Below are 25,138 nucleotides of genomic sequence, written 5' to 3'. Positions count from 1 at the left end.
CGCCAGCCCGTCCGGTCGCAACACGACTACCGCAGGGACACCTCGCCCTGGGAGGGCACCTCCACCGCGCGCACCACCGGGCCCGCCCCCGGCGTCTCCACGTGGAAGGAGCCCCACACCAGCGTGTAGCGACCCGGCCTCAGGCCCTGCACCACCACCCGCTCCGTCATCGGCTGGTAGACGAGCTGCGCGTAGCGCGAGCGCAACAGCTCCGCGGGAGGGTTCCCCACCGCCCCCACGTCGCCCGGCACCACCCACAGCGCCTTGCCCCGCTCCGGCTGGAGCAGCACCGTGAGCGACCCCGTGCCCGGCACCGGCCCCAGGTCCAGCGTCATGTCCGCGCCCGCCACCTGCACCACCACCGCCGGCTCGCCCACGCCCCCGCGCCCGCCCACCACGAAGCGGTAGCTGCCCGGCGACAGGTCCGCGCTGTAGCGGCCGTCCGCGCCCGTGATGAGCGACACGGTCTCGCTGCGGTCCGCGTTGAGTCCATCCACCTGGGACCCCGCCGCGGGCCGCCCGTCCGACAGGTACACCCGGCCCGTCAGGTGCGTCGCGGGCTTGAGCGTCAACTCCACCGGCGCCGTGCTCCCCCGCGGCACCTCCTGCGTGCCGCTCACCTTGCCCTTGCGCGCGGACACGGTGAAGCGCGGCACGAAGGGCGGACTCGCCAGCGTGAAGCGGCCGTCCGGCCCCGAGAGCACCGACCCGTCACACACGTCGCACGTCACCACCGCGTCCGCCACCGCGCCGCCCGACGCATCCCGCACCTGACCGGACACCGATGGCGCCTTCACCAACACCACGTCGCCCATGTCCGGCGTCTTCGACGGGCGGTCCACCACCTGGGGCTCGTAGCCCGGCGCGTCCACCGCGACGATGAGCCGGTCCCCCGCCGTGGACAGCGGCAGCTCGAACCGCCCGTCCTGGCTGTTCACGTCGTGCTCGTCCACGCGGAAGCGGCGCACCGGCTGGCCGGAGTCGTCCACCACGCGGCCCCGGAACGTCGTGCGCCGGCGCATCTTCACCTGCACCGGCGGGCCGCCCGGCTTGCCCTGCGGCCGCTCCATCGCCTCGTAGCCGGTGTGCCGTGCCTCCACCACGTAGGTGCGGTCCGGCCGCAGCGCGCGGAACTCGAAGTGACCGCTCGAGTCCGACTGCACCGGCTCCGCCACGCGCGGCATCACGCTCATCGCCGCGCCCACCACCGGCTGACCGTCCTCGTCCACCACGTCGCCCGCCAGCTGCGCGCCGGGCTCCAGCGTCACCGCCACCTGCTGCGTGGCGCCGTCCTGCATCGTCACGGAGCGGGGCGTCGACTGCAGGTACTCCGGATGCGACGCCATCAGTTGGTACGTGCCCGGAGGCAGCCCGCGCATGGGCACGACGCCGTCCGGGCCAGAGGGACGGTCGCTGCGGAAGATGTTCTCCGGGTCCGCCCACATCACCACGTCCGCGCCCTCCACCCGCCGGCCGCCGCTGGACACCGTCACGTCCACGCCCGCCTTCGCCTCCAGCGACAGCGTCACGTCCGTCGCGGGCGCCGTCACCTGCACGCTGCCGCCGCCCCACTCGGAGTGGTGCGCGTGGAGCGTGTAGAGGCCCGCCATGGGCACCTGCGCCGCGAAGCGGCCGTCCTCGCCCGCGTGGGTCACCTCGCCGGTGGGCTGCACCAGGATGGACACGTTCGACGCGGGCCGGCCGTACTCGTCGATGACCTGCCCGGTGATGAGCAGGGCCTTCGCCAGCTCCAGCTCCAGCGGCGTCTCCCCCTGCGCCACGCGCGCGGGAAGCTGCGCCGTGGTGAAGCCCTCCGCCTGCCCCTCCAGCACGTACTCGCCCGGCGCCAGCGGCCCCAGCTCCGCCAGCGCCCCGGTGGGCACCGCGTCGCGGCGGATGAGGTCGCCCGCCACCGTGCGCAGCAGGAGCTGCGGGTTCGGAACGGGCTGCCCCTCCTCGTCCACCACCGTGACGAGCAGCCGGCCCGCGGCCTCCAGCTCCAGCGTCACCTGCGTCACCCGCTGCGACAGCGTGAGCATCTGGGGCGCGGATCCGAAGCCCGGCGCCTCCGCCGTCACCACCACCTCGTCCGGATACAGGCCGTTGAAGCGCACGGGCGCCCCCTGTGCCTCCGTGTGCTCCTCGCGAGTCAGGTGGTCGCCCCGCAGCCGCACCGTCGCCGCCGCGGGCGCCCCGTCGCGCGTCACGCGCACCTCCAGCGTGCGCGACGGCGTCAGCTTCAGGCGCAAGGGCTGCGAGTCCGCCTCCACCTGCTGCGCCACCGCGGGCTGGAAGCCCTCCGCGTCCGCGAGCACGTAGAAGGGGCCTTCGCCCAGGCCCGACAGGGTGAAGGCCCCGCCCGCCCCCACCACCGCCTCGAAGGGCAGCGGCACCTTGCGCGACACCGCGCGCACCCGCGCCCCAGGCCTCGGCTGGCCGGAGTCATCCACCACCGTGCCGGTGATGCTCCGCAGCGGCGGCAGGTACAGGTCCACCGGCTCTCCCGGCGCGGCCCGCGTCCGGAGCGCCACGCCCAGCCCCTCCGCCTTCGCCCAGACGGAGAAGGACACGCCCGACAGGTGCTCGAAGCGGAACCTCCCCTGCGCGTCGGTGCGCACCGTGGCGCGCGGCGTGAGGAAGCCCTGCTGCTGTTCGAAGAAGGCCCGCGTGTGCAGCGCCGTCTCATGCGCGGTGCAGGCCAGCAGCGCCTGCCCGCATTCATCGCACCGCACGTCCGCCAGCGTCCGCTCCGCCGTGGCCGCGAGCGACACCTCCGCGTCCGCCACCGGCTTGCCACCGCCGTCCAGCACGCGCCCGGTGAGCGTCAGCCCCTCCTGCGACCCCGACGAGACCGCTACCGCGTTGAACGCGGGCATCCCCTGGCGGATGGAGTTGGCGGGAACGGGCGACACGGGGCGCGCGGACGCAGCGCCCCACCGGGGCCCCCACACGATGGCGGCGAGCGCCACCACGGCGGCCACTCCGATGACGAGCCATTTGCGCATGCGGATGCGGGGGGAAACCCTACTCCCCGGCCGGCCCCCCAACGACGGTTTCCCCCGGGAAATTCCGGAGCGTCCTGTTGAGGACGCCCCAGCGGACACCGGGGGTCCCGCTCAGTCCTCGGCGAACGGCTGGATGGCCTGGGCCACGGCCAGCTCCTGCCGCGCCTCGCTCAGCTCCGAGTTCGTCGCGCGCAGCCGGTCGCTCAGCACCTGGACGAAGCTCCAGAGCATCTTCACCGCGAGGATGGCCTCGCGCTTCATCAGCCCCATCAGGTCCGAGCGGGCGATGACCATGGTGCGGGTGGGCTCCGTGGCGCGCACCGTGGCGGAGCGGGGCGCGTTGTCGATGAGGCCCATCTCGCCAAAGTGACCGCCCGAGCGCAGCTCCGCGATCTCCACGCCGTTCTTCTCGATGGCGACCCGGCCCCGGATGACGACGAAGAGCTCCTCGCCCGGCTGGCCCTCCACGACGATCTCCCGGCCCGCCGGATAGGTGCGCGTGGTGGCGATGGACAGCACCGCCGTCTGTTCCTTGTACGTGAGGTGGCGGAAGAGCGGGATCTTCCGCAGCGCCTCCATGCGCGACTGCGCCTCGCTCGTCTCCTCGCTGGCGAGCGCCGCGCTGTCGCCGGCCACCTTCACCACCACCGCGGTGATGTTGTCCTTGCCGCCGCGCTCGTTGGCGATCTCCACGAGCTTGCGCGGCAGGTCCCCGGGCTGCAGGCCCGCGACGAGGGGGAGCATCTCCTCGTCCTCGAGGTAGCCGTGCAGGCCGTCGGAGCAGAGCAGGAACACGTCGCCGGGCATCAGGTCCACGATGAGCGTGTCGACCTGGACCGACTCCTGGATGCCCACCGCGCGCGTGATGACGTTGCGGTACTGCGAGGTCGCCGCCTGCTCCTTGGTGATGGTGCCGGCCTTGAGCTGCGCGGCGACGAGCGTGTGGTCCTCGGTGAGCCGGTGGCACTGGCCGTGGCGCACCAGGTACACGCGGCTGTCGCCCACGTGGCCGATGACGCCCTTGTTGCCCCCCACCGCCAGGCACACGAACGTCGTGCCCATGCCTCGCTTGGAGGCGTCCGTCATCGCCGCGCGGTAGATGTCCGCGCACGCGCGCTGCACCGCCACCTCCACCAGCGCGGCGGCCGCGGAGCGGCTGTCCGCCGTGGGGTTCTGGGCCAGGTCCTTGAGCAGGTGCCGGTTGGCCGCGATGTGCTGCTTGACGACCTCCGTGGCCCGCGCGCTGGCGACTTCACCCGCGGCGTGTCCGCCCATGCCATCGGCGACCATGAACAGGCCGAGCGACGCGTCCACCATCATCGCGTCTTCGTTGTGCTGCCGTTTCCGGCCGACATCGGTCAGCCCGAAGGCTTCTGTGGTCAAGGCCACCGCGAACGCTCCCATCCGTGCCTAGAGGGTGACTCCGCACGTTACGCAGGCCGCCGAAGACGTGGCAAGGCTTCAGGGTTGCAGTCGCACCGCCAGCAGGCGCGCGAAGCCGCCTGCCGTGTAGAAGCTGACCTCCACCTGCCCGAAGCGCAGCCGCATCCCCTCCCCCACCGGCGTGGGTTTGCGGGGCAACAGCCGTCCTCCGGCCGCGTACGAACCGTTCTTCGACCCCGCATCTGTCAGTACAAAACCGGTATCCCCGGCGTCCCGCGAAAACCACGCGTGAAACCGGGACACACTGCCATCATCCAGGACGACGTCGTTGTTGCCGGTGCGCCCCACGGTGATGCCCCGGCCAAAGGCATTGCCCGTGGACTTGACGAGCGGGAAGACGATGGGTTCGTCCTGACCGAGCGTCGGCGGCCCCGCGTTCGTCACGGTGCGCAGCGGGTAGTCCTCCTGGTCGGAGGAAGGAGCCGAGCCCAGGGCGGGCATGAACAGGAGGATGCCGGCGGGGAGACCCCGCTCGAACTCCTCTCGGTTGCGCAGGTAACGCGCGACGTGGGCACTGAGCAGCTCTGCCATGGACGTGAACGGGGACGCGGCATCCGGCGCCCATACCGGGCGGCCGGTCCGCGCTCGCTCACGGAGTGTACCCCGTCCCTACCGCCAATCCGCGAAAAATCCGATGTTCACGCCACCCACGAAGTCACGTGCGAAGCTGCGGTTCTTCAGCCCGAAGGGCTCGGCGTAGCCCAGGGCGACCCCCAGGCCCAGGTCCTGGAGCTGGTAGCCAATCTGGAGGCGGCCCTGGACGGTGCCCGCGACGCGCCGGTCCGCGGGCTGGGTGGTGAAATGGGCGCCATAGAAGGTGGGGCCCGCCGTCACCTGGAAGCCCCAGTGGGCCTTGCCGGGCAGGTGGTTGCGGTAGCCGAACCCCAGCTGCGCGGTGTGCTCGTAGTAGGACGTCACCGGCAGCACGAAGCCCTGGAGCGCGGTGTCGGGCAGGGACGCCGCCCACCCCACCCCGCCGTCCAGCACGGCGATCCACGCATCCTTGCGGTCCTGGAAGATGGTGAACTCCCACGTCAGGTGCAGGTTGGGGATGACCGCGCCGTTGCGCAGCTGCGTGCCCAGGAACACCTCCCGGGGCAGCCATGCGGGCGTGGGCGAGACGTGACCTTCCAGTTCGTTCGACCTGCGAGACTGCGCGGACGCGGTCGTGGAACCCAGGGCAAGCGAAATAACCAGCAATGCGCGAGCGAGGAGCGTCATGGGACTCTATCCCCCATGGCAGCGCGCGCTTGTCAACGAAGTGTTCCGTTGGCTATGACACGCGACGCCCTCCGTGAATCGCGGGAGGGCTTTCTAGGAGCGGGACACCGCATGCCAGTCGTCACGGTCCGGGCCAGCAGCAAGCAGGGTCCGGCGCAGCTCGACACCCTGGTCCGCAAGGTCACCCAGACGACCTCGGGGCTCCTGGAGGAGAACGACCGGGTGCTGGTCGTCTACCGTGAGGGACACGCCAGCCTGTATTACGAGGGTGCGCCCCGCCCGCGCGCCGTGTCGCGCCCGGCCTGAAGCCGGGCTGCTTTCAGCCCACCGACCCGCGCCGTCGCTCGACCTGCCCCCCAGGACGTCCTTGGCATGGCCGCGGGGGCTGCCCACCTTCGCCCCGGCGGCAATGCTCCCCACGCACCGGCCGTGAAAGGCCCGCCGTGCCCGCGGGGCCACCGTCGCACCGGCCGTGACCGGGCGCGGAGGGATGGCGAACGCCTCGATCCCTGAGCCAGGGCAGGCTCCCACCGGAGGCTGGTGCGGGGGCGAAGGTGCGGCGGGCTTCGAGGCGAGGAGGCGGGGGGATGGGACGAGCGAGGCGTGGGTCCCTGCGCATGGCCCTGGGACTGACGCTGGCGCTGGAGGCGGCCACGTCAGCCTGCCTGCCCGAAAGCCCTTGGGCGACCGACGTCCCCGAGTGCACGCGGACGGCGGGCGCCGCGCTCGAGCAGGAGGAGGATGGGCTGCCGGTGATCCACCTCTACGTGGCGCAATCGCTGCCCGACGACGACGACTACCGGCCCGCGCGCGTCTTCTTTCGCGGGCGCTGCTACGCCATCCGGGCCCGCTATCGCGGGGAAACGTCGCAGGCCTTCCCCAAGCGCAGCTTCACGCTCGACTTCGACGATGGGCAGACCCTCGACGCACCCCTGCTCGCGGGCGGGCTCTCCGGGCGGCGCAAGGTGGCGTTGATCAGCCCCTTCAATGACAACTCATACATCCGCACCCGGCTCACCTTCACCCTGTGGAGCATGATGTCCTCCGAACACCTCCAGGTGAAGGCGTTCAGCGCGGTCGTCTATCTGGACGGGCAGTATCACGGGCTCTTCACGGTGGTGGACCACGTCGACCGGCACTCGCTGGCGGCGCAGGGGATGGATCCCGAAGGGGAGCTCTTCAAGGCCGTGGACAAGAGCGCGAACTTCTCCCAGTGGGATGAGGTCGGCAGGCTCAAGAGCACGCTGCATCAGGGCTATGAGAAGAAGGAAGGCGATCCCAAGAAGGGCGACCAGGCCTACGCCAGCATCGAGCAGCTCACCGCCTTCGTGGCGAACGCCCCTCCGGAGCGCTTCCGCGCGGAGCGGGGCGCCTGGATGCGCGTGGAGGACTACGAGGACTGGTGGATGCTGGCCCACCTGGCGGCGCTGTCCGACTCCGTGACCAAGAACGCCTACCACTTCCGTGCGCAAGGGCCGACGGGCTCATGGCGGTACATCCCGTGGGACACGGATGCCAGCTTCGGACAGGACTGGAACACCCTGCGACGGGCCCCTCGACCGATGGCCACGTTCCCGGAAGAGAACCGGCTGTTCGCCCGGATGATGGAGGATCCGGCCATCCGCCAGCCCCTGCGAGAGCGCTTCCACACCCTGCTCCACACCTCGCTTCACCGGGACGTCGTCCAGGGGCTCATCGACACCTACGCCGCCGAGGTCGACCGCGCGGCCCGGAGGGATGAAGCCCTCTGGGGCGAGGCCTACCGCCACTTCCCGCGCTGGAGCCGGCGCGCGGACATCAACGGCTTCGAGGGCGAGGTGAGCTACATCCACTCCTGGGTGGACGCCCACTGGGATCTCCTGGAAGAGGAGCTCCGCTGAGCGCGACACGGCGGCACCGTCCGCCGGATGGACGCGACGGTCGCCTCCGGGCCGGCATCAATCCTCGGGGCCCAGCCTGCGGGAGCGCAGGAAGAGCGCCGGGGGATCGCGCTCCACGGCGGCGATGAGGCGCGGGCCCAGCAGCTCGTAGGTCTCCGTCTCGATGGGCCCCCGGCCCGGGGCCTCCAGGCCGTCGAAGTTGCCCACGCGGTAGCGCGCCGCGAAGACGAAGTGGAAGTCCTGCGGCGCGAAGAGGTGCTCCGGGTCCCCCGCGGGGTGCACGTCCATGGCCCAGCGCGCGTTGAGGGACGGCGGGTGGATGCCTCGCTCCACCATCTCCATGTGCTCTCGGGTGTAGAGGCCGGTCATCTCCTGGAGCGTGGCGCCCGCCTCGAAGGGGACGTGCGGGTAGAAGCGATAGCAGGGGTGCTGCGGATCCAACGCGTAGAGCCAGCCGCCCGGTGGAGTGAGTTCGCGGAAGACGGCGAGCATCCGCTCCGCCAGGTCGCGGTAGAGCTCCAGCCGGGCGTCATGCTCCAGGCGGAAGAAGGCATCGTCGACGACGAAGCGCACGCAGCCCTGCTCCGGAGCGGGCCACGGGTGATCCAGCGCGTGGCGCTCCTCCTCGCCCGCGAGGGGCATCCAGGCTTCGGGTTCCGGCTTGAGTTCGAGCACGACGACGCCCCCCGCTTCACGTAGGCCCGGGGTATGGCGCGCAACGCGGGGACGGCGCAAGCACCTGTCAGGAGGGGTCGGGGCCTGTGCACGGCATCCGACGTCCCCGGGGCTCGGGCCGGGCGCGGCGGACACAAGGCCGTCACCGGGTGTCGCGCGGTGGACGCCGCGCCGCCGGGCGCCGGGCCAGGGCACGGAGCCCGGGGATGGGGTTCGTTGGGGTCAGAAGGGCGCGGCGGACGTGAACTCCAGCCGTTGGCCGGTGCGGGGGTGGACGAAGTCCATGGCCTCGGCATGGAGCATCAGCCGGGCGTCCGGCCTCCCGAAGCGCGCATCCCCGGCGATGGGGAGGCCCAGCCCCAGTCGGTGCGCCGCATGGATGCGCAGCGACTGGGGAAGCTGGAGCGCCGGCACCCACTCGACCCGGGTGCGTGAATCCTCGCGAACGAGGACCTTCCACGCGCTCAGGGTCCGCCTGCCGTGGCGCGCATCGACGCAGTCCTCCAGCGGCGCATGGGTCGTCCCCCGCAACGGCAGGTCGATGACGCCGGAGTCGCCCGCGACACGACCGTCGACCCAGGAGACATGGCGCTGTCGCGCTTCACCCCGGGAGAACTGGCGCTGGAGCGCGGCCCGCGTCGCGGCGTCCCGAGCGATCGCCACCAGGCCGGAGGACTCGGGCTCCAGGTCCTGGATGAAGCCCGCGCTGCTGAGGTCCGGGAACCGGGGCTGGAGGCGCACGAGCACCGAGTCGCGCGAGGGCGCGTGACGGCCGGGCAGCGTGGGCAGTCCCACCGGCTTGTCGACCACGAGGAGCCACGGGTCCTCATGAAGGATGCGCGGCCCATCCACGGGGGACGGAGGCGGTGGCCCGGGGTCCACCGCCAGCCCTTGAAGCATGTACGGCAGGACCGTGCCGCATTTGTTGTCACACGCCGGGTAATACGCGCCGGACTCACGGCGGCCATCCAGCGGCGGCGCGCCCCACCAGAACTCCGCCAGCACCCGCGGCGTCAGGCCCTGGCGAAAGGCATACGCCAGGAGCTTGGGTGCCGCGCAATCCCCCGCCCCGCCCGGCGGAGGCCGTGGCGCGAAGAGCGCCGCCAATGTCTGTGTTTCTCCCCGCGCGTTGGGAATCACATACCCTTGTGTCACCTGACGCCAGAGCGCGCGCGAGCGCTCCGCGCGCAGGTGCTCCACCTCGGCGCGGAGGGTGTCCACTTCCCGCAGCGCGGGCGCGGCCGGAGTGCCTTGGGCGCGCAACGCGTCCGCGTCCCGGAGCAGCGCCGCGTGCCGCGCCTCCAGCGCGGCCAGCTCCGCCTCCCCCGCCGGCCAGTACGCGTCGCGGGCCACCGGATCGAACAGCGGCGGAACGAAGCCCTCCACGTTCCAGGCGCCCCCCAGCATCCCGGAGAACGCGCTCAGGAACCCCAGCCGCTCCCCAGGAGCCTCCACCACCAGCACGCCGAACATCTTGCCGCCCCCGGGCCGCCACAGCGCCTCCCAGCGCGTGGCCCCGTGCAGCAGCCGCCGCTGGAGCGCCTCCGCCGCCCCGCGGCCCCAGGGGCCTGGAGGACCCGGTTGGAACGGGCTCGCCAACCGGACGGGGAGCGCCCCGTCCCTGGGAGGCAGTCGTTCGATGAGCGTCACGTTGTCGCCACTCGGAGTATTGCGGACATTTCTTGACTTCACAGGATGGGCCGAGCCCTGGCGGATCCGCCACCGGGCCGGATCTTCCTTTGAATCTTCTTAGAGAAGACGACTTCCTCTGTCCCGGCCTCAACAAATCCGGAGCGTTGAGCGGACTGTTTACTTCATGGCACCACCTCCCCTAGTGAACTGACGACACTCCATGTGTGTCTGTGTTTCATCCAATTCCTCCCTGTGCGGGAGGGGATCCTGAGAGCCTTTCTCATGAAGAAGGCTCTCATCCATGGCATCGAGCAACGTCGAGGGGGCGTCTTGTTTCCAGTCCACCAGAGAAGCATTGCGTCAAGGTTCAGGCGAACCGCGATGTTCGCGGCGCTTAGTGGCGTGATGGCCTGTGGGTCGAGCGAGCCGGGTCAAACCCCGGAAGGCGCCACGGCCACGGGTGCCAACACGCAGGGCATCCAGATCGTCAACGGGCCGTTCCGGGACAAGATCCTCCCCGCGCCCGTCACGCCCCCCTCTCCGTCCTGCAAGCGGACCCTCCTGGCGGAGGTGGTCGCGTTCGATCAGGTCTACACCTACAACCGCCTGGGCTCCTACAACCCCACGGGCATGATGTACGCGCTCCTGGACGACGTGGAGCCCATCAACGGCAAGTCCAAGATGGGGCCGGGCAACGTCCGGCTGAAGACGGACAAGCGCCCGCGCCCGCTCACGCTGCGGGCCAACGTGGGTGACTGTCTCACGGTCAAGTTCCAGAACATGTTGGCGCCCACGCGCTCCGCCATTCCCAGCCCGTCCCAGTCGCAGCCGGGCGTGAGCCGGGCCTCGGGCTCCAACAACGGCTGGACGTTCCTGCGCAAGGTGCTGCCCGCCTGGGTCCTGACGCCCACGTACAACCGGGTCGCGTCGCTGCTGGAGAACACCGCCATCGGCGGCATCTGGTTCGGGGCGGGCGACGAGGCGAAGTTCGACGACACGCACCGCGAGGACTCCCCCGCCACGCGCACCGCGTCCCTCCATGTGCAGGGGCTCCAATACCTGTCGATGAGCTCGGACGGGGCCTACGTGGGCAAGAACGCCAGCAGCCTGGTGAGCCCCGGCGGCAGCACCACGTACACCTGGTACGCGGACCACGAGGGCGTCTTCTTCTTCTACAGCATGGGCGCGTCGTTCGGCGGCCAGGGAGACGGCGGCTCCACGGTCCACGGCCTCTTCGGCGCGGTCAACGTCGAGCCGCCCGGCGCGCGCTGGTACCGCTCCAAGGTCACCGCCAAGGCGCTGGAGGCCGTCACCACGGCCCGCAATCCCGACGGCACGCCCATCATCGACTACGAGGCCACGGATGGCTCGGGCCGTCCGGTGCTGGCCATGCTCGACAGCACCAACAAGATCCGCCACGGCGACCTGGAGGCGCTCATCACCGACTATTCGAGCACGGTGGTGGGGACGAGCACGTCGCGCGACACGGGCAGCTTCCGTGAGTTCACCGCCATCTACCACGACGAGATCAAGGCGGTTCAGGCCTTCGACGAGCTGGAGTGGAACCCCACGTTCCACAGCGTGCGCGACGGCTTCGGCATCAACTACGGCGTGGCCGGCCTGGGCGCGGAGTTGCTCGCCAACCGCGCGAAGATCGGCCCCACCAAGGACTGCATCACCTGTGAGTACGAGGAGTTCTTCCTGGAGTCGTGGGCCAACGGCGACCCGGCCATGAACGTGGAGAAGGACGCCGCCGGCCGCGCCACGCAGGCGCTCTACCCGGACGACCCCACCAACGTGCACCACAGCTACCTGGGCGACCCGGTGCGCATCCGCAACATCCACGCGGGCCCCGCGGAGACGCACGTCTTCCACCTGCACGCGCACCAGTGGAAGTACTCCCCCAGCGTGGAGACCTCCAACTACCTGGACTCGCAGACCATCGGGCCGGGCTCCACGTTCACCTACGACATCAACTACGGCGGCTCCGGCAACCGCAACTTCACCGTGGGCGACTCCATCCACCACTGCCACCTGTACCCGCACTTCGCGCAGGGCATGTGGGCGCTGTGGCGCGTGCATGACGTCTTCGAGGCCGGCACGTCCGACCGCCTCCTGCCTGACGCGGAGATCAAGAACGGCACGCCCAACCCGGCCGTCATCCCGCTGCCCAACCGCCCGATGCCGCCCATGCCGACCTACGCGGACACGGTCGTCACGGACGGCAGCGGCAACCTCGCGACGCGCCCGGCGTTCCCCGGCTACCCCTTCTATATCGCCGGCATGACGGGCCGCCGCGCGCCGCAGGCGCCGCTGGACCTGGAGTACGACGGCGGCCTGCCCCGCCACATCGTCACGCGCGCCGTGGGCACCGTGGCGTACGGCGTCTCCGGCCGCTTCGACGTGGACCCCAGCGCGCTCAACATCAAGCTGCTGCCCCAGGACGGTACCCGGCTGGAGAAGAACGCCATGGCGTTCCACGCGGGCGAGTTCCCCAACGCCTCCAGCGTCACCACGCTCTACGGCGACACGGCCGCGGGCTACGCGGCCTACACGCCGCAGGGCTCCTCCGGGAAGTTCACCGTCAACGGCCGCAAGCCGGTGGCGGGAGCGCCCTTCGCGGACCCCTGCCCGGCCGGCGCGAGCGTGCGCAACTACCGCGCGACCTACCTGCAGATCGACATGCAGCGCATCAACCGCGCCGGGTGGCATGACCCGCAGGCCCGGCTGATGGTCCTCAACGAGGACGTGCCCGCGACCCAGGACGGCCTGCGTCCGCCGGAGCCCTTCTTCTTCCGGGCCGAGTCCGGCGAGTGCATCAACTTCTACTCGACGAACCTCATCCCCAAGCACCTGGAGCCGGACGCGTTCCAGATCTACACCCCCACGGACGTCATCGGGCAGCACATCCACCTGGTGAAGTTCGACGTGACGGCGGCGGACGGCGCGGGCAACGGGTGGAACTACGAGGACGGCACCCTGTCCTCCGACACCGTGGCTGAACGCATCCACCTGGCCAATGCCGCCGGCGGCGCGTTCGCGGCGGACGGCAACGTCAGCGAGACGGGCACCCGGGTGACGCTCTCGGTCCCCGCCTTGGGTTCGCACCCGCGCGTCAGCCGCGCGCCGCTCACGGCGCAGACCACGGTGCAGCGCTGGTGGGCGGACGACCAGTCCGCGAACCGCACGCTGGAGACCGTGTTCACGCACGACCACTTCGGTCCCTCGTCGCACCAGCAGCACGGCTTCTTCGGCGCGCTCATCGTGGAGCCCAAGGGCTCCAAGTGGCGCGACCCGCGCACCGGCGTGTACTACGGCTCGCGCGTGGCGGACGGCGGCCCCACCAGCTGGCGCGCGGACGTCATCACCGCGGATCCCTCGCAGAGCTTCCGCGAGTTCGCGCTGGGCTTCATGGACTACAACCCGCTGCTGGACGAGTGCGGCCAGCCGGTGAACCCTCCCAACTACAAGGAGGACGCGCTGCCCTGGGCGGTCGGCTTCGAGACCACCCCCATGCCGGAGGCCATCAGCGCCGCGGATCCGGGCGGCATGATGGTCAACTACCGCAACGAGCCCATCCCGCTGCGCATCTCCAAGCGCTCCACGCGCTGCGGCACGCGCAAGCTGCTCAGCACCAAGGAGGGTGAGATGTCCAACGTCTTCCGCTCGGACATCCACGGCGACCCGTACACGCCGCTGATGGCCGGCTACGAGGGCGACCGCATCAAGATCCGCCTGGTCCAGGGCTCGCAGGAGGAGCAGCACAGCTTCAACCTGCACGGGCACAAGTGGCTGCGCGAGGGCGGCGACCCGAACAGCGGCTTCCAGAACGCCCAGGCCATTGGCATCTCCGAACACTTCGAGTTCGAGCTGACCGGCGGCCTGCCCGCCATCGGCGGCACGTACGAGACGGCGGACTACATGTACATGAGCGCGTCCAACGGCGACCTCTGGAACGGCATGTGGGGCCTGATGCGCACCTACCGCCACAAGCAGAAGGGCCTGCGCACGCTGGGCGATGTGGCGATGCTGGCGGTGGACCTCAACCCCCGGCTGGACCTGGCGGTGTCGGCGGGAGGCAAGGAGCAGCTCCAGGCCTATCCCCCGGTGGAGCTGCTGGAGATGCCCGCGCGCTCCGGCCTGCCCCGGCTGAGCGAGTCGGACGAGACCATCCAGGCCTCCTACGAGACCAACGACAAGGGCGAGGACGTGAAGCAGCGCACCGTGACGTTCGCCCTGGAGGCTCGCGAGGCGATGATGAAGATCGACCCGGACCTGGTGCTCCAGTACGAGAGCACCGGCAAGCTGGGCATCAAGCCGGTGAAGATCGACTCGTGTCCGCGCAACGCCCCGGTGCGGCTCTACACGGTGTCGGCCATCGACGCGCGCAACTGGTTGCCCGGCGGGAGGCTGGTCTACAACAGCAAGTACGGCCTCTATGATCCGGACGCGATCATCTTCGCCCGCGACGAGTACCTGTCCGACCTGAAGCTGGGCAAGCGCGCGCCGGAGCCGCTCATCCTCCGCGCGCGGGCCGGTGAGTGCGTGCAGGTGGTGCTCACCAACCGGCTGCCGGCGACGGCGCTGACGAAGAAGGACGTGTGGGCGCACCACTCCGCCATCACGTCCAGCTTCAACGTCAACCAGACGCGGATGTCGAACCACGTGTCGCTGCACCCACAGCTGGTCAACGTGGACGTGAACACGGATGACGGCGCGAACGTGGGCCTCAACGCGCAGCAGACGGTGGCGCCCGGGACGACGCGCACGTACCGCTGGTACGCGGGCGAGTTCAAGAGCTCCCCGTGGACGGCTCCGTTCCCGGTGGGCATGGTGACGCCGACGGAGTTCGGCATCATCAACCTGCGCAACATGGCGGACGTGGTGAACCACGGCATGCACGGCTCCATCGGCGCGCTCGTCGTGGAGCCCGCGGACGCGGACTGGAGCGCGGACACCGGCACGGACGCGCAGGCGCGCGTGCGCTACACCCGCAAGGACGGCAGCAAGCAGACGTTCCGGGAGTTCGTCCTGCTCTACCAGGACGACCTGGGCCTGCACACGGACAACACCCGCTTCCAGGACACCAACACCAGTGGCCTGAACAGCGGCACGGCGCTGCGCAACACCAACGGCATCGACGACTCGCAGGACACCGGACAGAAGGGGTTCAACTACCGCACCGAACCGCTCTGGGCCCGCCTGGGCGTGCCGCCGCAGACGCCCCCTGAGCAGACGAACAACTACGACCTCACGTCCATCCTCAGCACCAGCGTGTACGGAGACCCGGCCACGCCGGTGTTCACCGCCAAGGTGGGAGAGCCGCTGCGCTGGCGCGTGGGGCAGCCGTCGGGCCACTCGCGGCAGCACGCCTTCAGCATCCACGGCGCGGAGTGGTCGCGAAACCCCTGGGCCGCGGGCATGCAGTCGCGGGTGATGGGACCCAACCCCAGCTCGCCCATCGTGTCCACCCAGGGAGGCTCGTCGGTGATGCACCACTGGAACATCGTCCCCGAGTACGGCGCGGGCGGTGCGTACGGCGTCCCGGGTGACTACCTGTACCGAGACATGCCCAGCTTCCTCTGGAGCAGTGGCGGTCTGTGGGGCGTGTTCCGGGTGGAGTAGTCCCGGCGCTCCTGGCAACACCTTGGGCGGCGCGGCGGTGGAAGGTTCCTTTCCCCTCGCGCCGCCCCCTTTCCTTCCCTGGCAGCACCGCTTCGAGCCGCCCCATGCGCAAGCCCTACGTCCTCGCCATCGCCGGCCTGCTGTCCACCGGCCTCATCGCCGCGGGCGGACACTTCCTCTTGCGGCGTGCCCCCGCCGCGCCTGAGTCACCCACCGCGCCGGTCCCCTCGCGCGCCCCACCAGCGCCCATCACCGCGGCCCCCGTGAAGGTGACGCGCGACGGGGTGTCGCTCGCGTTCGGCCTCACGCTGACGCCCCGACCGGTGGAGGCCGAACAGGGCTCGCCGCTCCAGGCCGTCGCGCGCGTCACCCTCGCCGATGCCCGGACGGGAGAGCCGCTGACGGGGCGCCGGCCCCTGGCGTGGATGCGGCTGCGTCCCCCAGGGGAGGCCGCGCCGGACGACGCGGCCTGCCGCACGCAGGTGAAGACCTATCTGGGTGGCCTGTTGTCCGCGCAGGCGGACGTGGACTTCAACGCGTACTGGTTCCTCACGCTCAACCACGACCAGACGGTGTCGGTCATCAACCCGCAGATCGCCTTCGACCGCACCAAGCTGCAACACCTGGTGTCCGTGGGCGGCGCCGCGGCGGACTGGGCGCTGCTGCCGGACCGCTCCGCGCTGTACGTGACGCTGCCCGGGCAGGACACGGTGTCCGTCGTGGACGCGCAGCGCTTCGTGGTGACGCGCCCCCTGCACGTGGGCCGGCAGCCGGGCCGCATCGCGCTGGCCCCGGACGGCCTCACCGCCTGGGTGAGCAACGACGGCGACGGGACGGTGACCATCATCGACACGCCCACGCACTCCGTGCGCGATCCGGTGGATGTGGGGGCGGGACCGCACGCGTTCGGCTTCTCCGACAGCGGGCGCACCGCGTGGGTTTCGGCGCGTGAGGCCCCCGTCCTCACGGCCCTGGACACGGCCTCTGGAGAGGTGTTGGGCCGGGTGGAGGTGGGGACGGGCGTCACCGAGCTGGCCTGGAGTGACGTGGCCCGGGCGCTCTTCGTCGCACGGCCTGGAGCACATGAAGTCCTGGTGGTGGACACCACCCGCCGCGAGGTGTCCCTGCGCATTCCGGTGAAGGGCAGCCTGGACGCGCTGCGCTTCGACAACACCGGCCGGTGGGCCTTCCTGGTGCACAAGGACACCGACACCGTGGACATCGTGGACGCGGCCACCAGTCAGGTGGCCCACACGCTCCCCGGCTTCTCCGCGCCGGACTCCGTCGTCTTCACCGACGCGTTCGCCTACGTGCGCAACACCACGGACAGCCGGGTGACGCTGGTGGAGCTGAAGACGCTGGAGGGCACGGGCACGCCCGCGCTGGTGCGCGTCACCATGGGGCAGCGGCCCGCCTCGGAGGCCCGGGTGCTGGGCCGCTCGGATCCCATCGCGCCACTGCCGGAGGGCAACGGCGTCATCGCCGCGGGCAACGCGGACCGCGCGCTGTTCCTCTACCAGGAAGGCATGATGGCCCCGCGCGGCACCCACCTGAACTACGGCCGCGAGCCGCGCGCGGTGAAGGTGTTGGATCGTTCACTGCGCGAGGTGGAGCCCGGCGTCTTCACCGCCCGGGGCAGCGTGCGCGAGAACGGCACCTACGACGTCCAGGTGCTGCTGGACAACCCTCGCGTCGTGGCGTGTCTGGAGTGGAAGGTCGGCGAGGTGCCCGTGGATGCCTCCTTCGCGAGGACGCTGCCGCTGAAGCTCACGCCGGAGTTCGACGCCAAGCGGATGTACGCGCCGGGCCAGACGGCGCCGCTGCGCTTCCGCCTGGAGCCCACGGCCGGCGCGGGCCAGCCCGCGGTCGCCCCGGAAGAGATCCGCGTGTTGATGTTCCGCACGCCCGGCACCTGGCAGGTGCGCACCGAACCCCGCCGCGTGTCCGATGGCGTCTTCGAGGTCGACTTCAGCCCGCCGACCGAAGGCCAGTACAAGTTCGTGGTGGGCGTGGAGGGCCGGGGCGTCGACCTGGGCCGCCTGCCCACGTTCACCCTCGGCGTGTCGCCCCCGCTCGCGGCCGCCCTCACCTCCGAGTCCGCACCATGATGGCTCCCTCCCTGAAGCAGGCGCTGTTCGCCCTGGCGCTGACGTGCGCGCCGTTCGCCCGCGCACAGGAGGACGTCCGCGTTCCCCTGCCCGCTCCGGCCGCGGCGCCGGCCCCGGGCTCGCTGGAGGTGACGGTGCCGGACGTCCCGCTGGTGGATCAGCATGGCCGGCAGGTGAAGCTGTGGACGGACCTGGTGCGCGGACAGACCGTGGCCATCAACTTCATCTTCACGCGCTGCAAGACCATCTGCACGCCGATGACCGCCACGCTCGCGCGCGCACGCAAGGAGCTGGGGGAGAAGTCCAACGCGCGCTTCATCTCCATCACGCTGGACGTGAACAACGACACGCCGGAGCGGCTGGCGAAGTTCGCGGAGCCCTTCCACCCCGGGCCGGACTGGTCCTTCCTTACCGGAGAGCCCGCGAAGGTGAAGGAGGCGCTGGTGGCGCTGGGCGGGTACGTGCCGGACAAGGAGTCGCACCGGCCGCTGGTGCTCATCGGCAACGCGCTCACGAACAAGTGGACCCGCGTGGACGGGCTGGGCAGTCCCTCGCGAATCGTGGAGGCCCTGCGCGAGGCCCAGGCCTCCTCCGCCGCCCCCTCCGAGCTGACGGCCCTGGACGGCACCGCCGCCCAGGACGCCGCGGCCGCGAAGTACTTCACCAACACGGAGCTGGTGGATCAGAACGGCAAGACCCACCGCTTCTACGAGGACCTGGTGCGCGGCCGGACGGTGCTCATCAACTTCGCCTTCACGTCCTGCAAGGGCGCGTGCTCCCCCATCACGCAGCACCTGGCGGAGGTGCAGAAGAAGCTCGCGGGGCGCATGGGCAAGGACCTCCACATGCTCACGCTCTCGGTGGACCCCACGAACGACACGCCGAAGAGCCTGGCGAAGTTCGCCAAGAAGTTCGGTGCCCAGCCAGGGTGGTACTTCCTCACGGGCTCGCGGGAGAACATCACGCTCGTGCTGAAGAAGCTCGGCGGCTACGCGGAGAAGCCTGACGAGCACAACACCACGCTGCTCATTGGCGATGCGGCCACCGGCATGTGGGTCAAGTCGCCGGCCATGGCGATGGCCGATAACATCGTCGCCGCGGTGGAACACCTGAACGATCCGAAGTGAGGGAGCGCGGCATGCGGCGGATGCGCGGTGGTGGGAGGGGGCATGACGGCGTGCTCCGGTGGAGCGCGAGGTTCGCGCTGGTGGCGGCGCTGCTGCTGTCCGCATGCAAGCGCGAAGCACCGCGCCCGGCCGTCACGCCCGCCGGGTTGAAGCAGGGGCGCGGGCTCTTCCAGCAGGGCCAGTCCCCCCACGGCGCGGCGCTCACGGGCTTCCTGGGCCCGGAGCGCGTGGAGCTGGAGGGGGCCGTCGCCGCGTGCGCCCGCTGCCATGGGCCCTCCGGCCGGGGGAGCCGCGAGGGTGGCGTGGAGGTGCCGGACATCACGCCTGGCTCGCTCCACCATGCGCGCGCGCGGGGGTTGGAGGACACCGTGGACCGCTCGCGACCGGCGTACACCCGCGCCACGTTGCTGCGCGCCATCACGGAGGGCACCTCCGCCAGCGGCCGGCCCCTGGGCGTGGCCATGCCGCGCTACGAGCTCGCGGAAGCGGATGCGGACGCGCTGCTCGCGTACCTCCAGGCGCTGGACGTGGCGACGGACCCCGGCCTCTCCTCGACGACGCTCACGGTGGGCGCGGCGCTGCCGTTGAGCGGACGCCTGGGGCCGGTGGGACAGGAGGTCCAGGCGGTGGTGCGCGCGGTGTTCGCGGACGTGAATGCCCGGGGCGGCATCTTCCGGCGCCGACTGGAGCTGGTGGTGGAGGACGACGCGGCGCTGTACGCAACGGCCGCGTCCTCCGAGGGCGCGGACGCGACGGCGCGGCTGCTGGACCGGGACGTCTTCGCGCTGGTGGCCAGCGTCCGGCCCGCGCGGCTCGCGTCCGATACGCGGTTGGAGCGCGAGGGCGTGCCGCTGGTGCTCCCCCTGCCCTTGGACTCCGGACCGCTCCCGGAGGAGGGCCCGGTCTTCTTTCTCTATCCGGAGGCCTCGGCCCTGGCGCGCATCGCCGTGCAGCACCTGGCCGCCACGTCCGAGCCGGAGCTGCGCCGCCAGCCTCTCGCGGTGGTGCACCCAGGGGATGAGGCCGGCCGCGCATGGTGGGAGGCCGTGCGCGCGGAGGCGGGGCGCAGGGAGCTGGCCCCTCCGCTCGACTGGGGCGCGGCGTCAGCGGTGGAGCGGACCGCGGCCACGCCGCCCTTCGCGGTGCTGTACACGGGCACCCCGGAGGGCCTGAGCGCGCTGCTGAAATCCCTGGAGGCGCGTTCGCTCCGCGTCCCGGTGTTCGCGCCCGCGACGCTCGCGGATCCACGGCTGCCGGGGCTCATGGACGGGCGCCTCACCTTCCTGTCCCCCGTCGGGTTGGGCGCGCGCGCGCCCGACATGGAGGTGCTCACGGCGTTCATGGATCGCCATGGCCTGAAGCCGGCGCATCCCGCGTTCCAGCTGGGTGCCTACGCGGCGGCGCGGGTGTTCGTGGAGGCCGTGACCCGCGCGGGCGCGGACCTCACACGCGCGGGCCTTCAGCTGCAACTGGAGGCCCTGCGGGACTTCGACACGGGGGTGTCGCCACCCGTCAGCTTCGGCGCGAACCGCCGGGTGGGCGTGCAAGGCGCCCAGCTCGCGAAGATGGACGCGGCGACGGGTCGGCTCGTGGCCGCGTCGGATTGGATTCCGCTGTCGCCCTGAGCGTCACGTGCCGGCTCGCGGCGCGGTGGGGAGCTCCAGCACCATCTCGGTGCCACGCCTCACCTCGGGTGCCACGTAGGCCCGGCCGCCGTGGCGCCGCGCGACCTCCTGGACGATGGCGAGGCCCAGCCCCACGCCGGGCATGGCCTCCGCGCTCGCCACGCGATGGAACGGCTCGAAGACCGCGACATGATCCGACGGGGGAATGCCCGGGCCTGCGTCCGCGACGCTCACCCGGTGGAGCGCACCATCCAGGGTCAGCCGGACGTGGATCTCCCCACCCCGGGGTGAGAACTTGAGCGCGTTGCCCAGCAGGTTGTCCACCGCCTGCCGCAGGCTGCCCGCGTCGAACCACGCCTCCGCGCGGTCCGGGGCCTCCAGGTGCACGAGCAGGCCGCGACGCTCGGCCTCCGCGCGGGAGCCTTCCACCGCCTGCGTCAGCAGCGCGCACAGGTCGCCCTTCTTCCGGTCCCACGAGCCGCGCCCCGCGGTGGCCATGTCCAGCAGCGTGTCCGCGAGCAGCGCCAGCCGGTCCACCTCCGACCTCGCGTCCTGGAGCGCGTCTCGCAGCTCCTCCGGACTCCGTTCGCGCCGCAGCCCCAGGTCCATGCTGGTGCGCATGAGCGCCAGCGGCGTGCGCAGCTCATGGGCGGCGTTCGCGATCAGCCGCTCCTGAGCTTCGCGCGCGCCCCGCACCCGGGCGGTGGCCTCCGCGAGCGCCGCGCTCAACTGGCCAATCTCATCCTGCCCCGCGTCGGCCTCCGTGGGCGGAGTGAGGTTCCCTTCGCGAAGCCGCTCCAGGTTCAGCCGGATGGCCGCCAGCCGCCGCGACAGCCGCCGCGCCTGGAGCGTCTGCACGCCCAGCAGCAACAGCCCCGTCACCGCGGCCAGCGAGAACGCCAGACGGAAATACGAGTCCACCGAGCGATCCACCTGCCCCAGCGACGCCAGCAACCGCAGCCCGTACCACTCGCCCTGCGGCGAGGACACGTTGACCATCACCTCGCGCCAGCGGCTCCCGTCCCGTGCCACCCGCGTGGAGAGGACGGGAGGCCCCTCGTGGGTGCCCGGCACACGGCGCGGCTCCTCGGGAGCGCCCTCGGCGATGGGTGGATAGCGCATCACCAGCCTGCCATCCGACTGATACAGGTAGCCCTGGGGCGCGAAGGGACGCACCTGCTCCACCAGCGGTGAGACGGCCATGTGCAGGTGCACCTTCTGCCCCGGCCCGTCGAAGAGGCTCACGCTCTCCACCGCCGCCTGGGCCAGCAGGGCCCGGTCCAGCGAGCTCTCCAGGTCCGCGCGGAACAGCTGCCCCGCCACGAGCAGCGCCCCCAACGTTGCCAGCGAGGGCAGGAGCGCCCCGAGCAGCCACAGGCGTCGGGTCAGCCTCACGCGACGGGCCGCCCGGAGGACTCCACCACGAGCTTGTAGCCCACGCCGCGCACGGAGCGGATGGCCACGTGCGCGGCATCCAGGCGCTCCAACTTCGCGCGCAGGTAGCCCACGTACACGTCGAGCACGTTGGCGCTGCCGTCGAAGTCCGGCCCCCACGTCTGCTCCATCAGCCGCGCGCGCACCTGCGGTTCACCAGGATGGCGCACGAGCGCGCTGAAGAGCGCGAACTCCCGCGCGGTGAGCGACTCCTCGCGAGCCCCCATGCGCAGCAGCCGGCGGCCGGGCTCCAACACCAGCTCCCCCATGCGCACCACGCCTTCCTTCGCCTCGCCCCGGCGCCGCAGCACCTCCAGCCGCGCCAGCAGCTCCTCGAAGTCGAAGGGCTTCACCAGGTAGTCATCCGCGCCCGAGCGCAGCCCCAGCACCTTGTCCGCCGTGGTGCCTCGCGCCGTCAGCATCAGCACCGGAGTGCGGACGCCCGCCTCTCGCCAGCCCTTGAGCAACGTCATGCCGTCGGTGTCCGGAAGCGACCAGTCCAGGACGATGACGTCGTAGTCTTCCGGGTGGCCCAATGCGAGCGCTTCGCTCCCTCGCGAGCAGACGTCCAGGGAGTGCCCCTCCTCCTCCAGGCCCCGGCGGAGAAGGAGCACCATCTTCGCTTCGTCTTCGACGAGCAGGAGTCTCATCCGCCGTACCGCCTCCTCGAACCGTGCCATTCGAACCCGCGGTGTTACGGATTGTTTCATGACCCCTGGAGTGGGGCCAGCATCCGCACGCCGAGCCGCGGCCCCCCTTGGCGAAGGGGGCCTGGTTCCTCGACGACCTGAAGGGCGCCCACGAGCGACCGCGCCTGCGCACAGCGAGGCCGACCCTCCCCCCGCGTGAGTGACACTTCGCGGACTCGGGGCTGTCGTCCCTGGGGCGGAGGCCGCGGACCTGCGGCAAGCTGGGCCCTGGATGGGGGATGGATGACGGGTGCCCTGCCCTGCGTTCATCCCTGGGACCGGGAGGCATTCGTGTCGGACGACGTGGTGCAGGCGCTTTCCAGGGTGTTGCCGGCGGAGTCCCTTGTCACCGACCCGGACGTGCTCGCGGCGCACCGGAACGATCAGGCGGAGTGGGCCCCCTCCGGCATGCCTCGCGTGCTCGTGCGGCCCGCCTCCACGGCGGAGGTGCAGGCCGTGCTTCGCGTCGCCACGGCCCTGCGGGTGCCGGTGGTGGCCCGGGGCGCGGGCTCGGGCCTGTCCGGGGGCGCGAACGCCAGCGAGGGGTGCATCGTCCTGTCGCTCCTGCGGATGAACCGCATCCTGGAGGTGGACCGGCGTGCCCTTCTGGCGGTGGTCCAGCCCGGGGCGCTCAATGGCGCGGTGAAGGCCGCCGCGGCGGAAGCGGGCCTCTGGTACGCGCCGGATCCGGCGAGCTGGGAGTTCTCGTCCATTGGCGGCAACCTCGCGACCAACGCGGGGGGCCTGTGCTGCGTGAAGTACGGCGTGACGGGCGACGCGGTGATGGGCTTGGAGGCGGTGCTCGCGGACGGCTCCGTCGTGCGCACGGGTGGGCGCACGGTGAAGAACGTCGCGGGCTATGACCTCACGCGGCTCTTCGTCGGCTCCGAGGGCACGCTGGGCATCCTCACGGAGGCCACGCTGCGGCTGCGCCCCCGGCCCCCGAAGGCGACGACGCTCGTGGCCGCGTTCCCCACGCTCGTGGCCGCGGGCACGGCCGTCTGCGACATCATGGAGCGGACGCGCCCCTCCCTGCTGGAGTTGATGGACCGGACCACCGTGCGCGCCGTCGAGTCCTGGAAGCCCATGGGGCTGGATGTGGACGCCGCGGCCCTGTTGCTGGCGCGCTCCGACGCGGGCGGCGCGCAGGGCGAGGAGGAGCTGGGGACGATGGTGGCCGCCTGCGAGCGGGCCGGAGCGACCTTCGTGATGAACACCGCGGACGAGGCGGAGGGCGAGCTGCTCATGGGCGCGCGCCGGTTCGCCTTCCCCGCGCTGGAGCAGCGCGGGGCGACGCTGCTGGACGACGTGGGCGTTCCCGTCTCACGCATCCCGGAGTTGCTGGAGGCGGTCGAGCGCATCGCGGAGCGGCACGCGGTGGTCATTGGAACGTTCGGCCACGCGGGCGATGGGAACATGCACCCCACCGTCGTCTTCGACCGGAAGGACCCCGAGGCGCTGGCGCGGGCGAAGGCCGCGTTCGACGACATCCTGCGCGCGGCGCTGGACCTGGGGGGCACCATCACGGGTGAGCATGGCGTGGGGTCGCTCAAGCGCGCGTTCCTGGGTTCCCAGTTGGGCCCGGAGACGCTGCGCCTCCACCAGGCGATCAAGGGCGCGCTCGACCCGCTGGGCATCCTCAACCCCGGGAAGCTGTTGTGATTCCAGGTGGATAGCGGCGGAGGCCGGGAAAATAAATCCGGTGTCGATCCCGTGCGCGCACGTTCGTCGTGAGGGTGAAGGCGACGTTCGCCTCATCCCCTTTCGAAGGAGACACACCATGGGCACGAAGATCTTCGTCAACCTCCCCGTCGAGTCGCTGGATCGCGCGGTCGGGTTCTTCACGAAGCTGGGCTACAGGTTCAACGCCCAGTTCACCAACGACAACGCGACGTGCATGGTCATCACCGAGGACATCTACGCGATGTTGCTGGTGAAGCCCTTCTTCAAGAGCTTCATCAAGAAGGAGATCGCGGACGCGAAGAAGTCCACCGAGGTCATCATCGCCCTGACGGCGGAGAGCCGGGCCGCGGTGGACGCGCTGCTGGAGAAGGCGCTGGCGGCGGGCGCGAAGGAGAGCAAGGAGAAGATGGACCAGGGCTTCATGTACCAGCGCAGCTTCGAGGACCTGGACGGGCACCAGTGGGAGAGCTTCTGGATGGATCCGGCCGCCATCCAGCCGCAGCAGTAGGCCCGAGCCCCGCGTCAGAGCGGGCGCTTCATGCCTTCATGGCTCGCCTCGAAGCCCAGCCGCTTGTAGAAGCGATGGGCATCGAGGCGGCGCTTGTCGGTGGTGAGCTGCATCACGCCGCAGCCCCGCGCCCGGGCGCGCTCCATCGCATCCAGCATCAACGCCTCGCCGATGCGCTGTCCCCGCAGGTCCGAGCGCACGCGCACGGCCTCCACCAGCGCGCGACGCATCCCGCCCTGGCTCAGGCCCGGGATGTACGTGAGCTGCAAGGTGGCGAGGATCTCTCCATCCCGCTCGCCCACGATGAGCTCGTTGTTCGGGTCGGCGGAGATCTCATCGAACGCGGCGCGCACGGCGGGGACCGGCAGCTCGGTGTAGCCCGTGCGCGTTCGCGCGATGGCGTCATCCGCGAGCAGCTTGAGGATCGCGGGCAGGTCCGCGACGGTGGCGTAACGGAAGGTGACGGGGGACATGGCGGTGAGT

The 25,138-nt window shown here is 71.1% G+C and carries 17 protein-coding genes; 8 read left to right on the top strand and 9 right to left on the bottom strand.

All coding sequences use genetic code 11. From position 1 onward, the window contains the following. Nucleotides 1-26 precede the first annotated feature (26 nt). The 4 genes from FOF48_RS23000 to FOF48_RS22985 form a co-directional block, all read right to left on the bottom strand. Entirely contained in the window at nt 27-3,005 is a 2,979-nt protein-coding gene (locus FOF48_RS23000) for a carboxypeptidase regulatory-like domain-containing protein (protein WP_143904917.1), read from the bottom strand. Nucleotides 3,006-3,116: 111 nt separating this feature from the next. Next, nucleotides 3,117-4,409 (bottom strand): Stp1/IreP family PP2C-type Ser/Thr phosphatase, encoded by a 1,293-nt coding sequence (locus FOF48_RS22995; RefSeq protein ID WP_143904916.1) that lies wholly within the window; start codon nt 4,407-4,409, stop codon nt 3,117-3,119. Between the two features lie 57 nt (nt 4,410-4,466). Then, nucleotides 4,467-4,979: an FHA domain-containing protein gene (locus FOF48_RS22990; RefSeq protein ID WP_143904915.1), complete on the bottom strand. Its 513-nt coding sequence runs from the start codon at nt 4,977-4,979 to the stop codon at nt 4,467-4,469. Nucleotides 4,980-5,057: 78 nt separating this feature from the next. Then, a complete protein-coding gene (locus FOF48_RS22985; protein WP_143904914.1) occupies nt 5,058-5,669 on the bottom strand; it encodes a hypothetical protein in 612 nt (203 codons plus the stop codon). Between the two features lie 111 nt (nt 5,670-5,780). On the opposite strand from FOF48_RS22985, the gene FOF48_RS22980 reads away from it, so the two are divergent. Both FOF48_RS22980 and FOF48_RS22975 read left to right on the top strand, forming a co-directional pair. Then, the gene (locus tag FOF48_RS22980; RefSeq protein WP_143904913.1) at nt 5,781-5,975 is read left to right on the top strand and encodes a hypothetical protein; all 195 of its coding nucleotides are present in this window, start codon (nt 5,781-5,783) and stop codon (nt 5,973-5,975) included. 311 nt (nt 5,976-6,286) lie between these two features. Then, on the top strand, nt 6,287-7,549 hold the full coding sequence (locus FOF48_RS22975; protein WP_186002038.1) for a CotH kinase family protein: 1,263 nt from the start codon (nt 6,287-6,289) through the stop codon (nt 7,547-7,549). Nucleotides 7,550-7,606: 57 nt separating this feature from the next. On the opposite strand, the gene FOF48_RS22970 is transcribed toward FOF48_RS22975, so the two are convergent. Together FOF48_RS22970 and FOF48_RS22965 are read right to left on the bottom strand one after the other, a co-directional pair. Further along, nucleotides 7,607-8,224, bottom strand: coding sequence for a DUF2716 domain-containing protein (locus tag FOF48_RS22970; RefSeq protein WP_143904911.1), 618 nt, complete (start codon nt 8,222-8,224; stop codon nt 7,607-7,609). Nucleotides 8,225-8,446: 222 nt separating this feature from the next. After that, complete coding sequence (locus FOF48_RS22965; RefSeq protein ID WP_143904910.1) at nt 8,447-9,874, bottom strand: pseudouridine synthase; 1,428 nt, start codon at nt 9,872-9,874, stop codon at nt 8,447-8,449. A 363-nt stretch (nt 9,875-10,237) separates the two neighbouring features. Here FOF48_RS22965 and FOF48_RS22960 point away from each other — a divergent pair, with 363 nt between their 5' ends. From FOF48_RS22960 to FOF48_RS22945, 4 genes are all read left to right on the top strand, one after another. Further along, complete coding sequence (locus FOF48_RS22960) at nt 10,238-15,481, top strand: copper oxidase (protein WP_255442560.1); 5,244 nt, start codon at nt 10,238-10,240, stop codon at nt 15,479-15,481. A gap of 104 nt (nt 15,482-15,585) precedes the next feature. Beyond that, nucleotides 15,586-17,589 carry a YncE family protein gene (locus tag FOF48_RS22955; RefSeq protein WP_143904909.1) on the top strand — a complete coding sequence of 668 codons (2,004 nt, stop codon included), beginning with the start codon at nt 15,586-15,588 and terminating at the stop codon, nt 17,587-17,589. Continuing rightward, nucleotides 17,586-18,716: an SCO family protein gene (locus FOF48_RS22950; protein ID WP_255442559.1), complete on the top strand. Its 1,131-nt coding sequence runs from the start codon at nt 17,586-17,588 to the stop codon at nt 18,714-18,716. The genes FOF48_RS22955 and FOF48_RS22950 overlap by 4 nt, the downstream gene beginning before the upstream one ends. 11 nt (nt 18,717-18,727) lie before the next feature. Beyond that, nucleotides 18,728-20,341, top strand: a complete 1,614-nt coding sequence (locus tag FOF48_RS22945; RefSeq protein WP_235685992.1) for an ABC transporter substrate-binding protein — start codon at nt 18,728-18,730, stop codon at nt 20,339-20,341. 3 nt (nt 20,342-20,344) lie between these two features. On the opposite strand, the gene FOF48_RS22940 is transcribed toward FOF48_RS22945, so the two are convergent. Both FOF48_RS22940 and FOF48_RS22935 read right to left on the bottom strand, forming a co-directional pair. Then, nucleotides 20,345-21,736: a sensor histidine kinase KdpD gene (locus FOF48_RS22940; protein WP_143904908.1), complete on the bottom strand. Its 1,392-nt coding sequence runs from the start codon at nt 21,734-21,736 to the stop codon at nt 20,345-20,347. Then, a complete protein-coding gene (locus tag FOF48_RS22935; RefSeq protein ID WP_143904907.1) occupies nt 21,733-22,425 on the bottom strand; it encodes a response regulator transcription factor in 693 nt (230 codons plus the stop codon). The genes FOF48_RS22940 and FOF48_RS22935 overlap by 4 nt, the downstream gene beginning before the upstream one ends. Before the next feature lie 282 nt (nt 22,426-22,707). Here FOF48_RS22935 and FOF48_RS22930 point away from each other — a divergent pair, with 282 nt between their 5' ends. Further along, nucleotides 22,708-24,126 (top strand): FAD-binding oxidoreductase, encoded by a 1,419-nt coding sequence (locus tag FOF48_RS22930; RefSeq protein ID WP_304503233.1) that lies wholly within the window; start codon nt 22,708-22,710, stop codon nt 24,124-24,126. 118 nt (nt 24,127-24,244) lie between these two features. Further along, entirely contained in the window at nt 24,245-24,655 is a 411-nt protein-coding gene (locus tag FOF48_RS22925; protein WP_143904906.1) for a VOC family protein, read from the top strand. A gap of 14 nt (nt 24,656-24,669) precedes the next feature. Here FOF48_RS22925 and FOF48_RS22920 read toward each other — a convergent pair whose 3' ends face one another. Next, nucleotides 24,670-25,128: a GNAT family N-acetyltransferase gene (locus tag FOF48_RS22920; RefSeq protein WP_143904905.1), complete on the bottom strand. Its 459-nt coding sequence runs from the start codon at nt 25,126-25,128 to the stop codon at nt 24,670-24,672. Between the last annotated feature and the right edge of the window lie 10 nt (nt 25,129-25,138).

Source organism: Corallococcus sp. Z5C101001 (assembly GCF_007352635.1).
GTDB classification, from domain to species: Bacteria; Myxococcota; Myxococcia; order Myxococcales; family Myxococcaceae; genus Corallococcus; species Corallococcus silvisoli.
Note: the sequence above shows the minus strand (reverse complement) of the source record. Positions and strands in the feature narration are given on the sequence as shown.

Coding starts and splice junctions, on each gene's coding strand:
- FOF48_RS22955 (WP_143904909.1), top strand. CDS start 15,586: ATGCGCAAGCCCTACGTCCTCGCCATCGCCGGCCTGCTGTCCACCGGC.
- FOF48_RS22945 (WP_235685992.1), top strand. CDS start 18,728: ATGCGGCGGATGCGCGGTGGTGGGAGGGGGCATGACGGCGTGCTCCGG.
- FOF48_RS23000 (WP_143904917.1), bottom strand. CDS start 3,005: ATGCGCAAATGGCTCGTCATCGGAGTGGCCGCCGTGGTGGCGCTCGCC.
- FOF48_RS22960 (WP_255442560.1), top strand. CDS start 10,238: ATGTTCGCGGCGCTTAGTGGCGTGATGGCCTGTGGGTCGAGCGAGCCG.
- FOF48_RS22935 (WP_143904907.1), bottom strand. CDS start 22,425: ATGAGACTCCTGCTCGTCGAAGACGAAGCGAAGATGGTGCTCCTTCTC.
- FOF48_RS22990 (WP_143904915.1), bottom strand. CDS start 4,979: ATGGCAGAGCTGCTCAGTGCCCACGTCGCGCGTTACCTGCGCAACCGA.
- FOF48_RS22950 (WP_255442559.1), top strand. CDS start 17,586: ATGATGGCTCCCTCCCTGAAGCAGGCGCTGTTCGCCCTGGCGCTGACG.
- FOF48_RS22985 (WP_143904914.1), bottom strand. CDS start 5,669: ATGACGCTCCTCGCTCGCGCATTGCTGGTTATTTCGCTTGCCCTGGGT.
- FOF48_RS22920 (WP_143904905.1), bottom strand. CDS start 25,128: ATGTCCCCCGTCACCTTCCGTTACGCCACCGTCGCGGACCTGCCCGCG.
- FOF48_RS22930 (WP_304503233.1), top strand. CDS start 22,708: ATGACGGGTGCCCTGCCCTGCGTTCATCCCTGGGACCGGGAGGCATTC.
- FOF48_RS22975 (WP_186002038.1), top strand. CDS start 6,287: ATGGCCCTGGGACTGACGCTGGCGCTGGAGGCGGCCACGTCAGCCTGC.
- FOF48_RS22995 (WP_143904916.1), bottom strand. CDS start 4,409: ATGGGAGCGTTCGCGGTGGCCTTGACCACAGAAGCCTTCGGGCTGACC.
- FOF48_RS22925 (WP_143904906.1), top strand. CDS start 24,245: ATGGGCACGAAGATCTTCGTCAACCTCCCCGTCGAGTCGCTGGATCGC.
- FOF48_RS22980 (WP_143904913.1), top strand. CDS start 5,781: ATGCCAGTCGTCACGGTCCGGGCCAGCAGCAAGCAGGGTCCGGCGCAG.